General features: G+C 41.5%; 8 protein-coding genes. 1 reads left to right on the forward strand and 7 read right to left on the reverse strand.

What is annotated here, in order from left to right:
• Nucleotides 1-136: 136 nt before the first annotated feature.
• The 4 genes from acnB to glsB form a co-directional block, all read right to left on the reverse strand.
• Nucleotides 137-2734, reverse strand: coding sequence for a bifunctional aconitate hydratase 2/2-methylisocitrate dehydratase (gene acnB / locus RDV63_RS12405; RefSeq protein WP_313909809.1), 2598 nt, complete (start codon nt 2732-2734; stop codon nt 137-139).
• A 210-nt stretch (nt 2735-2944) separates the two neighbouring features.
• Entirely contained in the window at nt 2945-5029 is a 2085-nt protein-coding gene (locus RDV63_RS12410; RefSeq protein WP_313909810.1) for a M13 family metallopeptidase, read from the reverse strand.
• A gap of 193 nt (nt 5030-5222) precedes the next feature.
• On the reverse strand, nt 5223-5921 hold the full coding sequence (locus tag RDV63_RS12415) for a TonB-dependent receptor domain-containing protein (protein WP_313910416.1): 699 nt from the start codon (nt 5919-5921) through the stop codon (nt 5223-5225).
• A 63-nt stretch (nt 5922-5984) separates the two neighbouring features.
• Complete coding sequence (gene glsB, locus RDV63_RS12420; protein ID WP_313909811.1) at nt 5985-6911, reverse strand: glutaminase B; 927 nt, start codon at nt 6909-6911, stop codon at nt 5985-5987.
• A 437-nt stretch (nt 6912-7348) separates the two neighbouring features.
• On the opposite strand from glsB, the gene RDV63_RS12425 reads away from it, so the two are divergent.
• Complete coding sequence (locus RDV63_RS12425) at nt 7349-7792, forward strand: GreA/GreB family elongation factor (protein WP_313909812.1); 444 nt, start codon at nt 7349-7351, stop codon at nt 7790-7792.
• Nucleotides 7793-7891: 99 nt separating this feature from the next.
• Here RDV63_RS12425 and lpdA read toward each other — a convergent pair whose 3' ends face one another.
• From lpdA to aceE, 3 genes are all read right to left on the reverse strand, one after another.
• Entirely contained in the window at nt 7892-9304 is a 1413-nt protein-coding gene (gene lpdA / locus RDV63_RS12430; RefSeq protein ID WP_313909813.1) for a dihydrolipoyl dehydrogenase, read from the reverse strand.
• Nucleotides 9305-9488: 184 nt separating this feature from the next.
• A complete protein-coding gene (gene aceF / locus RDV63_RS12435) occupies nt 9489-11141 on the reverse strand; it encodes a dihydrolipoyllysine-residue acetyltransferase (protein WP_313909814.1) in 1653 nt (550 codons plus the stop codon).
• An 11-nt stretch (nt 11142-11152) separates the two neighbouring features.
• The gene (gene aceE / locus RDV63_RS12440; RefSeq protein ID WP_313909815.1) at nt 11153-13819 is read right to left on the reverse strand and encodes a pyruvate dehydrogenase (acetyl-transferring), homodimeric type; all 2667 of its coding nucleotides are present in this window, start codon (nt 13817-13819) and stop codon (nt 11153-11155) included.
• Nucleotides 13820-13895: the final 76 nt, after the last annotated feature.

Here is a 13895-nt window from a genome sequence, read left to right on the forward strand (position 1 = left end):
CAACTGAGTTCAATGGACAAGCTAGGCATTGAACCTGAATATTAAACACTATAGCTCAGCTAGGTTAACAAAAAACAAAAAGGCCTGTAAATACAGGCCTTTTTAGCAAAAGCTTTATAACAATACTGCCTAATTATTACACCGCAGTCTGAATAATCACATTATCTGCCTTTTTAGTGTATTCAGGCATTTTATGGAAGTTCAAGTAACGGTAAGTGTCGGCCGCTGTAGCATCAATTTGTGCTGCATACTCTAAGTATTCAGCCACTGTTGGTAATTTACCAATGATAGATGCAACCGCCGCTAGCTCAGCTGAAGCTAAGTAAACATTAGCACCTTGGCCTAAACGATTAGGGAAGTTACGCGTTGACGTAGACACTACGGTTGAGTTTTCTGCTACCCGTGCTTGGTTACCCATACACAGTGAACAGCCAGGCATCTCAGTGCGAGCACCTACTTTACCAAAGATGCTGTAATAGCCTTCGTCCGTTAATTGCGCTTGGTCCATCTTAGTGGGTGGCGCTATCCATAACCGGGTTGGTAATTGGCCTTTATACTTATCCAATAATTTACCCGCAGCACGGAAGTGACCAATATTAGTCATACAAGAACCAATAAAGACTTCATCAATTTTATCACCAGCTACTTCAGATAATAAACGCGCATCATCTGGATCATTTGGCGCACATAATACTGGCTCTTTAATTTCGGCTAAATCAATCTCGATCACTTCTGCATACTCGGCATCAGCATCAGCAGACATTAATTCTGGCTTAGCTAACCATTCTTTCATCGCGATAATACGACGCTCGATAGTCCGCACATCACCGTAACCTTCACTGATCATCCACTTTAACATTACTATGTTAGATTCTAGATATTCAGCAATAGATTCTTGTGACAGCTTAATAGTACAACCAGCAGCAGAGCGCTCAGCAGAGGCATCAGATAATTCGAATGCTTGCTCAACCGTTAAGTGTGGTAAGCCTTCAATTTCTAATATGCGGCCAGAGAACGCATTCTTCTTGCCTTTTTTATCTACTGTTAATAAGCCTTTTTGGATAGCAACATAAGGGATTGCATGTACTAAATCGCGCAGCGTAATACCTGGTTGCATTTCACCTTTAAAGCGAACTAATATCGACTCTGGCATATCTAGTGGCATAACACCCGTTGCTGCAGCAAAGGCAACTAAGCCTGAACCTGCTGGGAATGAAATACCAATTGGGAAACGGGTGTGTGAATCACCACCAGTACCTACGGTATCAGGTAGCAACATCCGGTTTAACCAGCTGTGAATAATACCGTCGCCTGGGCGTAATGACACACCACCACGGTTCATAATAAAGTCTGGTAATGAGTGATGGGTATCAACGTCTACTGGCTTAGGATAAGCCGCAGTGTGACAGAAAGACTGCATTGTTAAGTCTGCAGTAAAGCCTAAACAGGCTAAGTCTTTTAATTCGTCACGAGTCATTGGCCCTGTGGTATCTTGCGATCCTACTGTGGTCATTTTTGGTTCACAGTAAGTGCCTGGGCGAATACCTGCAACACCACAAGCTTTACCAACCATTTTTTGCGCTAAGGTATAACCTTTGCCTGAGTCGACTTTAGGCAGTGGACGACGGAATTTTTCTGACGGGCCCTGACCTAAGAACTCACGAGCACGGTCGGTTAAACCACGACCGATGATTAATGGAATACGGCCACCGGCGCGCACTTCATCAATTAATACGTCTGTCGCTAATTCAAATTCAGCTAATACTTCATCAGTGCCATGACGAACAATTTTGCCCTCAAATGGCAGTATATCAATAACATCACCCATCTCTAAGTTGCTAACATCAACTTCGATAGGTAAGGCGCCTGAGTCTTCCATAGTGTTAAAGAAGATAGGAGCAATTTTGCCCCCTAACACAAAACCACCACCGCGCTTGTTTGGCACGTATGGAATATCGTCGCCCATAAACCATAACACTGAGTTAGTAGCAGATTTACGTGATGAACCTGTACCTACAACATCACCAACATAAGCTAAAGGATGACCTTTTTTGTTTAATTCTTCAATTTGCTTAATTGGGCCTAAGGTACCCGGCTCGTCTGGTGTAATGCCTTCGCGAGCATTTTTTAACATAGCTAACGCATGCAAAGGGATATCAGGACGTGACCAAGCATCTGGTGCTGGTGATAAATCGTCAGTATTAGTTTCGCCTGATACTTTAAATACGGTTACAGTAATTTTTTCAGCTAAAGGTGCTTTGGCTTCAAACCACTCGGCATCTGCCCAGCTTTGTACTACTTGCTTAGCATAGTCATTGCCAGCTTTTGCTTTTTCGGTAACATCATGAAAAGCATCGAAAATAAGTAAAGTATGCGATAAAGCTTTAGCCGCAACTGGCGCTAAGGTTTTGTCATCTAATAAGCTAATTAATGGCTGGATATTATAACCACCCATCATAGTACCTAACAGCTCAGTAGCACGCTCGGCACTGATTAAGCCGCAGCTAATTTCACTTTTTGCTACTGCAGCTAAAAAGCCCGCTTTAACATAAGCGGCTTCGTCTACCCCTGGTGGGACACGGTTAATTAATAAATCTAATAAAGTTTCTTCTTCACCTTGAGGTGGGTTTTTAATTAATTCTACTAAAGCAGCAACTTGCTCTGCATTGAGCGGCTTTGCTGGTATACCTTGCGCTGCGCGCTCGGCCACATGTTCGCGATATTGTTGTAGCACTATTTGGCTCCTCTTGGTCGTTAATTGCAGCCATACTGCTGCAACATTATTCACTAGACTGAATGGGTTGAATTATAAGAAAATTTAGGCCAAATTGACATTAGCCGACCAACTCCCAGACTTATAGTGGGTATAAATTTGATGAATGTGGCAAATAAAAAAAGGCTAAGCACTTATAATGCTCAGCCTTTGTAGTATACCAGATTTAGCTTACCAAATCTTAACCCGCTTTTCTGGGGCTAAATACATGGCATCACCTTCTTTAATATCAAAGGCTTCATAGAACTGAGGAATATTTGGTAATAAACCAATAACCCGGATATATGGCGGTGAATGTGGATCTGTGGCTAAACGTTGGATTAAGGCTTCGTCACGGTATTTAGCACGCCATACCTGAGCCCAGCTTATAAATACTCGCTGCATGCCAGTAAAACCATCCATCACTGGTGCGTCTTGACCATTTAATGATAGCTCATAAGCTTTTAAGGCTACTGTTAAGCCACCTAAGTCACCGATGTTTTCGCCTAAGGTTAAATCACCATTTACTTTATGACCTTCAAGCGGTTCATACTGGCTGTAGTGTGCACTTAACATAGCGCCACGCTTTTGGAACTGGGTTTTATCTTCTTCAGTCCACCAGTTGCGTAGGTTACCGTTACCATCGTACTTAGCACCTTGGTCGTCAAAACCATGGCCTAATTCGTGGCCGATAACTGCGCCAATACCACCATAGTTTACAGCGTCATCTGCTTCCATATTAAAGAAAGGTGGCTGTAAAATTGCTGCAGGGAACACAATTTCGTTATTTACTGGATTAAAGTAAGCGTTAACGGTTTGTGGCGTCATATGCCATTCACCTTTATCAATTGGCTTACCTAACTTAGCTAGCATTTCTGCATAACCAAAATGGCTAGCACGGATAAAGTTACCCACTAAGTCATCTGCTTTAATTTCTAGCTTAGAGTAATCTTTCCACTCGTCTGGGTAACCAATTTTAGCAGTAAAGGCATCTAACTTAGCATGAGCTGCTGTTTTGGTATCTGGAGTCATCCACTCTAGTTCGTCAATAGCAACGGCATAAGCTTTGATTAAGTTATCAACTAGCTTTTCCATCCGCGCTTTGGCTTCTGGTGCAAAGTGGCGCTCGACATAAAGTTTACCGGTTAATTCACCTAATACCCGATCTGAAGCGTCAACCGCTTGCTTCCAACGTGGTTGTTGCTCTTTAGTACCATTTAAAACAGTGCCATAAAAAGCGAATTGACGATCAGCAAAGTTGCTGCTTAGTCTGCTGGCATAACCACTAATGGTTTTCATGGTTAAGTAATCTTGCCAGCTGGCAAGATCACTTGCCGCTAGCACTTTAGCAAAACCACTAAAATAGCTTGGTTGACGGACTATTATTTGGTCAACTTGAGTTAAGTTAACGGCTTTAGCAAATTGCGACCAATCAAACTTACCCATCTTTTGATCAAGTTCAGCAAAAGCCATTTTATTGTAGGTGTTATCCGCGTTACGGTTTTCTACTCGGGTCCAATGGTGCTCGGCTAAGGCCTTTTCCAGCTTAAACACCCGCTCTGCAGCCGCAGCTGCATCTTTATTGCCAGCTAGACTAAACATATCAGTTAAGTAAGCTTTATATTCTGCTATTAGCTTTTTACCGGCTTCATCATCTTTAAAATAAAAATCGCGATCAGGTAAGCCTAAGCCTGATTGGCTGATATAAACAGCGTATTGGCTAGAGTTTTTGGCATCGTTATTAACAAACCAACCAAAAGGAATAGAAATGCCATCACGCTGTAACTTAGCAAATAATGCTGGTAATTCTGCTTTATCTTTTAAAGCTGCTACTGCATCTAATTGCGGTTGTAATGGTGTAAAGCCTAGGCTTTCTACTTTAGCTTCATTCATATAGCTTTTATAAAAGTCACCTAGTTTTTGCTCATCTGAGCCTGGCACTAAATCGGTGCGAGCAGAGACTTCATTAATAATGTCCATCACAGCGTGCTGAGAGTTATCACGCAAGATATTAAAAGAACCATAAGAAGATTTATCTGCTGGAATTTCAGTTTCTGCCAACCATTTACCATTAACAGCTAAGAAAAAGTCTTCACTAAACTTAACGGCTGGATCAAAGTATTGCTGCTCTACGCCAGAGACTAAAGGGGCTGTAGTAGTGGCTGCAGCAGTTTGTTGCTGAGTTGGCGCTTTAGCTGTTGTGGCTTCTTGCTCACCACAAGCGGTTAAGCCCAGCGCTAAAGCAACAGAAGCTGCAACTAAGGTAGTTTTTTTCATTCCGATTATCCTGTTTTTATACCAGTTATATCACAAAATCTCCCTATACTAACCTGTGCTAGCTTTGATGCCAAACGCCTTTAACAGTTATTTCGCAGTTAAGTTGTAACAAGTTATAATACAAATAATAAAGGTGTCAGAGTCAATTAACTGCTGGGTTAATTGACTCTGACACCTTTATTAAAATAGGGGTTTAAAAGCTATAATGCATATTTGCTGATATAGTTCGGCTAGGCTCGGTTATTTTATTTAAACTAGACCTGTCTGCATGGCCTGCTCCGTTAAGATAACGTACATATTTTTTATCTGTTAGGTTAGTTGCTGATAAATTCATTCTAAAGTTATCGGTAAACTCATAACTAGCTATTAAGTCTAAGCTGCCATAACCAGCAATTTCAATATTATCAGGATTAACTTTATCCATCCGCTTGGCCCAATTAACAATTAATTCGCTGGAAAAATTTTCCAGCTCAAAGCTAAGCCCTGTCACACCAGATAATGGCGCGATACTCGTTATATAATCACCGGTTTCATCATTTTTACCATCTTGATATGCCGCATTTGCAAAAAATGACCACGCATCATTTACATGATAGCGAACAGAAGCTTCTATACCCTTTGTTGTCACTGCATCTATATTTTGGTATTGATACACTAACACTTGGCTTTCTTCCCCTGTATAAGGATTACTAATGCTTTCAATATCAATTAAGGCGGTAGATAAAAACTGATCGTATTGATTGTAATAAATCGCTGCACTGAATATAAAATCGTCTAATTGCCCTCTAATACCTAATTCATAAGCATCACTTTTTTCTGGCGATAAATCTTCGCTAGGCACAATTTTATAACCGTAAATAGAGTTATCGTGATCAATATAGCCTAAAGTGATAAAGCTTTAATACTCTACAGCCAATTCGCGGTAATCATGACAATAAATGATTACCGCTAAAGGTTAAAACAATGACAAACCTAATTCTTCAGCAAATAAGCTAATTAGTTGCATGCCAACAACAGAGTTGCCAAAAGAGTTTAATGCTGGGTTCCATGCTGAAATAACCCCAAACTGCGGCACTATAGCAACAATGGCCCCGCCTACACCACTTTTAGCTGGCAAGCCTACTTTAAAGGCAAATTCACCTGATTGGTCATACATGCCGCTAGTGGATAAAATTGCATTAACTCGGTGGGCGTCGCGGCGACTACAAATTTGCTCGTTACTATGCGGCTGTATGCCACGGTTTGCTAAAAACAATAATGATTTGGCTAATTGCTGACAATTAATTGCCGTAGCACATTGATGAAAATAATGTGCTAATACATCTGGCACTTCAGCTTCAATATTGCTAAAGCTTTTCATTAAGTAAGCAAGCGCCGCATTGCGATTACCATGCTCAAGCTCTGATAAATAAACCTTTTGATCGGCATAGATATTTTCATCACCGGCTAAACGACGGATAAAAGTTAAAAAAGCACTTTTACTTGCCGAGTAATGGCTTACCAAAACATCAGCAACTAATATAGCACCAGCATTAATTACAGGATTACGCGGAATACCTTTTTCCCATTCCAACTGAACAATAGAATTAAATGGCTGCCCTGATGGCTCCATGTTAACTCGCTGCCATAAATCATCACCAAGTCTATTCATTGCCATCACTAAGCCAAATACTTTCGACACACTTTGTAATGAAAAGCTTTGCTCTGCTGCCCCTGCGCTGTGTATTTGTCCGTCAATGGTTGCTACCGCTATGGCTGCAGAGCTTGGTTCAACTTGCGCTAAAGCGGGAATATAATCAGCCACCTTACCTTCACTATACAAAGGTTGGCACTGCTGGAGTAATTGTTGCAATATAGAAGTTATGGCTTGCGGTTGTTTCATAGGCACCTATAAACAAAATCAGGCTAAATTTTTGTTGTTTATTATGACACAGACTCAGGTTGACTTCAGGCTAGATTCAGACTTAATACTGACATTTAGCTTAAATGTGCTTCCAAAGCAGCCTCAGGCTCACTTTCTGTACAATCTAGCGAACAAAACAGAAATAAATTAGCCTTTGATGGTATTAATTGAATCAAATAGCTGTAATAACAAGCTAACTCTATAATTTGTTGCTTTTAATTACGACTTTAGTTATAATAGGTCTAACAGTGACTCAGTAGCAACACAGCGAGACGTAGCCTATAGCCAACTAAAAATTAGCTTTATTTCTTTCTATCGTCTCATCGTTTTAAACCAGCTACGTTAAACCGTAACTGGGTCTATTTAGCCACACTGTTATCTAACCATGTTCCAATTACACATGCTCTGGAGGCTATATGTTATTAAATAAAATTTCTTCTTTCTTAAAATCTGTAAGCGTTAAAACTCGTCGTTATTTATTAATGTCAGCTTTAGTGCCGTTAACACCACTAATGTTGCACAATACTATGCAGCAATTAGATGAACCCCAAGCCAGCAATCAGGATAGCCTAAAACCATTAAAAGTAAGTTTAGGCACCGCTGTTTATTTAGAATCAGAACAAGAACAAAGTAAAAGCTGGTTAACCTTAGTTGCTAGCCCTGATGCCAACCTTAAACAAGGTGAGTTATCAGTATTATCACCACTTGGCCAAGCCTTATTAGGTAAGGACGCAGGTGATGAAGTGCAAGTTAAAGTATTAGGTAGCGAAATGCGCTTTGTTATTGCAGAAATTACTAGAACTAAAAATATCAGCAATACAACACAACCTAGTTATCATGCTGAACAAATAGTTTCTTAAAAAATTTTACAACACCAAAACTCATTACATAAGTATCATTTCTCCTTGATACAAAAGCAAAAGGCCGCAATAGCGGCCTTTTTTATTTAAGCTGAAAAATTACTTTTTCTTGGCTTTTGGGTTTGGCAGATCAGTAATAGTACCTTCGTATATTTCTGCAGCCATACCGATAGACTCGTTTAACGTTGGGTGAGCATGGATAGTTAACGCTATATCTTCTGCGTCTGCACCCATTTCAACAGCTAAACAAATTTCACCTAGCATTTCACCGGCGTTGATACCAACCATAGCACCACCTAATATACGGTGAGTTGCTTTATCAAAAATTAATTTGGTAAAGCCTTCAGTACGTGAAGAGGCAATAGCACGGCCTGATGCAGCCCAAGGGAAAGTAGCTGTTTCAATTTGAATACCTTGCTCTTTTGCTTCTTTTTCAGTTAAGCCTGTCCAAGCCATTTCTGGATCTGTGTAGGCAACTGAAGGAATGCAGCGCGGATCGAAGTAATGTTTCTTACCTGAGATAACCTCAGCCGCAACATGGCCTTCATGAACCGCTTTATGCGCTAACATTGGCTGCCCAATGACATCACCAATGGCATAGATGTGGTCAACGTTAGTTTTTAATTGCTTATCAACATTAATAAAGCCACGCTCATCAACATTTACACCGGCTTTAGTTACGTCTAATAAGTTACCATTTGGCTTACGGCCAACAGCCACTAAAATCTTGTCGTAACGTACCGCTGTTTCTGGCGCGTTTTTACCTTCGAAAGTCACATATAAGCCATCATCTTTGGCTTCTACGCCAACAACTTTAGTTGATAGCATAATGTTGAAGTTCTTTTTGTTGTACTTAGTATAAGTTTTTACTAAGTCAGCATCTGCTGCTGGCACTAATTGATCAGCAAATTCTACTACTGATACTTTAGAACCTAAGGCACGGTAAACAGTACCCATTTCTAAACCTATGATACCGCCACCTAAGACTAACATTTCGCCTGGAATATCTTTTAATTCTAAGGCGCCTGTTGAGTCGATTATGCGGTCGTCATTTTCTGGAATAAATGGTAGAGAAACTGGCTCTGAACCTGCTGCGATAATAGCGTGTTCAAAGGTAATAGTAGTATCGCCAACTTGTAAGGTGTTAGCACCAGTAAATTTACCGTAGCCATTAACTACTTTAACTTTACGCATTTTCGACATGCCAGCTAAACCTGTGGTTAATTGAGAAACCACTTTGTCTTTCCAGCTGCGAATTTTATCTAAATCAATTTCTGGTGCACCAAAAGTAACACCGTGTGACGCCATTTCACGGGCATCATCAATCACTTTAGCAACGTGTAATAATGCTTTAGAAGGAATACAGCCTACGTTTAAGCAGACACCACCTAAGGTGCTACGGGCTTCAACTAAGGTGACTTCCAGACCTAAGTCTGCTGCACGAAATGCAGCAGAGTAACCGCCAGGACCTGCGCCTAGCACCACAACTTGGGTTTTAATTTCGTTGCTCATCGTATTACCTTTCTTTATCGGGTCGGGTTACTGACAGGATCTTTATTTAAATCCTATCAGGCGAAAAAAGTGGCAAAATTTTAACATTGCCAACAGCAGAAGTCCCGAAACTTTTGCTGGGACTTCTGGTTTTTACTAGCTACTCATTTTCTATATAAGCACTTATATAACGCTTATATAGCTATTACATAATAATCTGACGAATATCCGCTAAATAGCCCGCTAAAGTTGCGGTAAAGCGTGCAGCTAAAGCGCCATCTATAACACGGTGATCGTAAGATAAGCTTAACGGTAACATTAAGGCTGGTAAGAACTTTTTACCATTCCATTTTGGTTTCATATCTGATTTAGACACCCCCAAAATAGCCACCTCTGGCGCATTAACAATAGGCGTAAACGCCGTACCGCCAATACCGCCTAAGCTAGAGATAGTAAAGCAGCCACCTTGCATATCGGCCGCTGTTAACTTGCCATCACGGGCCTTAGCCGAGATCTCTTGCAACTCACGAGATAGCTCAATAATGCCTTTTTTGTTTACATCACGTACTACAGGCACTACTAAGCCATTTGGCGTATCAACCGCTATGCCAATATGAATATATTTTTTCAAAATTAAGCTAGCACCATCATCAGACAGCGAGCTGCAAAAGGTTGGAAACTCCTCCAATGCCTTAGCTACTGCTTTCATTATAAAGACTAAAGGTGTGAACTTAACGCCCAGCTTTTTCTTTTCCGCTAATTGATTTTGCTGCTTACGGAAATCTTCTAAGCCGCTGATATCAGCTTCATCGAATTGGGTTACATGCGGAATACGTACCCAGTTCCGATGCAAGTTAGCACCCGATAGCTTTTGAATTCGCGATAATGGCTTAGATTCCACTTCACCAAACTTAGCAAAGTCAACTTTAGGCCAAGCAATTAAATCAAAGCCCATATTAGACGCTGAGCCACCCGTGCTAGCACCGCTTTCTACTTGCTTAACTAGCTGCTTAACGTAGTTTTGTACGTCTTCTTTTAGTACCCGCTCTTTACGGCCTGTACCTTTAACTTTGGCTAAGTTAACGCCAAATTCGCGAGCAATACGACGTACTACTGGTGACGCATGCGCATATTCTTTGTTTTCAACAAAGCCATCTGTCGCTGGGCTGCTTGGTGCTGCAGCTTTAGCTGGCTCGGCTTTAGCCGTTTCTGTAGCAGCTTTCGCTTCAGGCTTGGCCTCAGGTTTAGCGCTTGAGTCTGGCTTAGCCGCAGGTGCGCCTTGTGCTGAGGTTTCAAACACCATCATTAAGCTGCCAGTAGACACTTTATCGCCAACAGCCACTTTAATTTCTTTTACTGTACCCGCCATAGGCGCGGGTAATTCCATTGCCGCTTTGTCGCCTTCAACACTGAGTATTGACTGATCAGCTGACACAGTATCGCCAACTTTAACCAGTACTTCAGTTACTTCAACGGCATCACCGCCGATATCAGGTACATTAATATCTTCTAAGCTAGTGGTCGCTTTAGCTTCAGCTGCTGGCTTAGCTGCTGATTCTGTAGCTTCAGACTTAGTTTCGGTTTTGCTTTCTTCTTTGTTATCGGCTTTAGCATCGGCTTTGTCGCCATCAGCTGCAAATACCATAACCAGGCTACCGGTTTTTACCATGTCGCCAACAGCAACCTTAATCTCTTTTACTACACCTGCTGCAGAGGCAGGCAATTCCATTGCCGCTTTGTCGCCTTCAACGCTGAGTATGGTTTGATCAACAGCAACGCTATCGCCAACTTTAACCAAGATCTCAGTGACTTCAACTTCATCAGCACCAATATCCGGAACTTGAATTTCAATAGTCATTTGCAATCCTCTTATGCGTATAGCGGGTTGATTTTGCTGCTATCGATGCCGAATTTTTTCAGGGCATCCACTACTACAGCTGGTTTCAACTCGCCTTGCTTAACTAGTTCGCTTAATGCTGCAACCACAATATAGCTGGCATTTACTTCAAAATGACGGCGTAAATTCTCACGGCTATCAGAGCGACCAAAACCATCAGTACCTAACACTTTATATGCGCTAGTGGGTAAGTAAGCGCGAACTTGCTCGGCATAGTTCTTCATATAATCTGTTGCGGCTATAGTTGGTGTATTATTTAGCACTGTAGCGATATAAGCTGTTTTAGCTTCAGCTTCAGGGTTAAGCATATTAAAGCGCTCAACATCTTGGCCATCACGGGCTAGCTCATTAAAAGAAGTTACTGAATACACATCAGAGGCAACGCCATAATCTTTGCTTAGAATATCTGCCGCTTTGAGCACTTCTTTTAAGATGGTGCCTGAGCCAAGTAACTGAACTTTACCACGGTCGCCATTTAAGGTTTCTAACTTATAAATACCACGACGAATACCCTCTTCTACCCCTTCAGGCATAGCATGGTGATGGTAGTTTTCGTTCATTACTGTGATGTAGTAATAAATGTTTTCTTGCTTCTCGCCGTACATACGCTCTATACCATCTTGAATGATTACCGCTAGCTCGTAAGAGTAGGTAGGATCATAAGAGATACAGTTAGGTACTGTGCTGGCTAAGACATGGCTGTGGCCATCTTGGTGCTGTAAGCCTTCGCCGTTTAAGGTAGTACGACCGGCAGTAGCACCTAATAAGAAACCACGGGCTTGCTGATCACCGGCCATCCACGCCATATCACCGACACGTTGGAAACCAAACATAGAGTAATAGATATAAAACGGGATCATCGGTAAATCGTTGGTACTGTAAGAGGTGGCTGCCGCTACCCAAGATGACATAGCACCCAGCTCGTTAATACCTTCTTGTAATACTTGACCGGCAGTATCTTCTTTATAGTAAGACAACACTGAGTGATCTTCTGGCTTGTAGTTTTGACCGCCTGGATTATAAATACCAATTTGACGGAATAAACCTTCCATACCAAAAGTACGAGCTTCATCGGCAATAATTGGCACAATTTGCTGACCAATGTTTTTATCTTTTAATAAGATATTTAACATCCGGACAAAGGCCATAGTAGTTGAAATTTCGCGCTTTTGCTCTTCTAGTAAGCCACTAAACTCGCTTAACGCCGGTAAGCTTAACTTTTGGCTAAACTTAGGTAAACGCTTAGGCGTATAGCCTTTTAATGCTTGGCGGCGCTCATGTAAATAAGCTAACTCTGGCGAGCCTTCTGGCAATTTAATATAAGGTAAATCTGCTACTTGCTCTTCAGTAATATAATCTTCAAGCCCTAAACGTTTGCGCAGTTGCAATACGTGGGTCATATCCATTTTTTTCACTTGGTGAGCAATATTCTTACCTTCAGCCGCTTCACCCATACCGTAACCTTTTACGGTTTTAGCTAAAATAACCGTTGGTTTATCAGTACACTCTTGAGCTGCTTTAAAGGCTGCAAATAACTTAGAAGGTTCATGACCACCGCGCTTTAAGGCGAAGATTTCTTCATCTGTCATATCTGCAACTAAAGCTTCAGTCTCTGGATAACGACCAAAGAAGTTTTTACGAACATAAGCACCATCATTAGCTTTATATCTTTGGTAATCACCATCAATAGTTTCGTTCATTAACTGCAACAGCTTACCTGTAGTGTCTTTAGCTAATAATTTATCCCAACCACGGCCCCAAACAACTTTAATAACATTCCATCCTGCGCCACGGAATAAGCCTTCTAATTCTTGAATAATCTTGCCGTTACCCATAACTGGGCCGTCTAAGCGCTGTAAATTACAGTTAATTAAGAAGCATAAGTTGCCTAGTTTTTCACGGGCAGCAAAGGAAATAGCACCGCGTGATTCTGGCTCATCCATCTCACCATCGCCTAAGAAGGCATAAACCCGTTGCTGGGTGGTGTCTTTTAAGCCACGACCATTTAAATACTTTAAAAAGCGCGCTTGATAAATTGCAGAAATAGAACCTAAACCCATAGAAACAGTAGGGAATTGCCAGAACTCAGGCATTAATTTAGGGTGCGGATAGCTAGGTAAGCCTGCACCATCTACTTCTTGACGGAAGCTATCTAATTGCTCTTCAGTTAAGCGGCCTTCAACAAAAGCACGGGCATAAATACCCGGTGAAATATGGCCTTGGTAATAGACTAAATCGCCACCGTCGTGTTCATTAGGCGCGCGGAAAAAGTGATTGAAGCAGGTTTCATAAAATGCCGCTGACGATTGATAAGATGCCATATGGCCACCTAAATCTAGCTCTTTTTTCGAGCCACGCAGCACTATCATTATAGAGTTCCAACGGACAACTGAGCGAATACGTCTTTCTAAGTTAACATCGCCTGGGTACGCTGGCTCTTGTTGCGGCGCTATAGTATTGATGTAGTTTGTCGTCACACCTGTTGGCATGGCCACACCATCTAAACGCGCTTGATCTAGCACTTGCTCAAGCAGGAACTGAGCCCGCTCTACCCCTTCAGTGCGAACAACCGATTCTAACGCTTCTAGCCACTCTTTGGTTTCTAGCGCGTCGATGTCAACTTTACTGACTTCAGACATATCGAGGTTTCCTATGGTTATTTACGCTTATGCTGTGCTTTATATAAGCGTTAAAGTTATTCATATTAAAGCTTTA

This window comes from Rheinheimera sp. MMS21-TC3, assembly GCF_032229285.1.
In the GTDB taxonomy this organism is placed as follows: domain Bacteria; phylum Pseudomonadota; class Gammaproteobacteria; order Enterobacterales; family Alteromonadaceae; genus Alishewanella.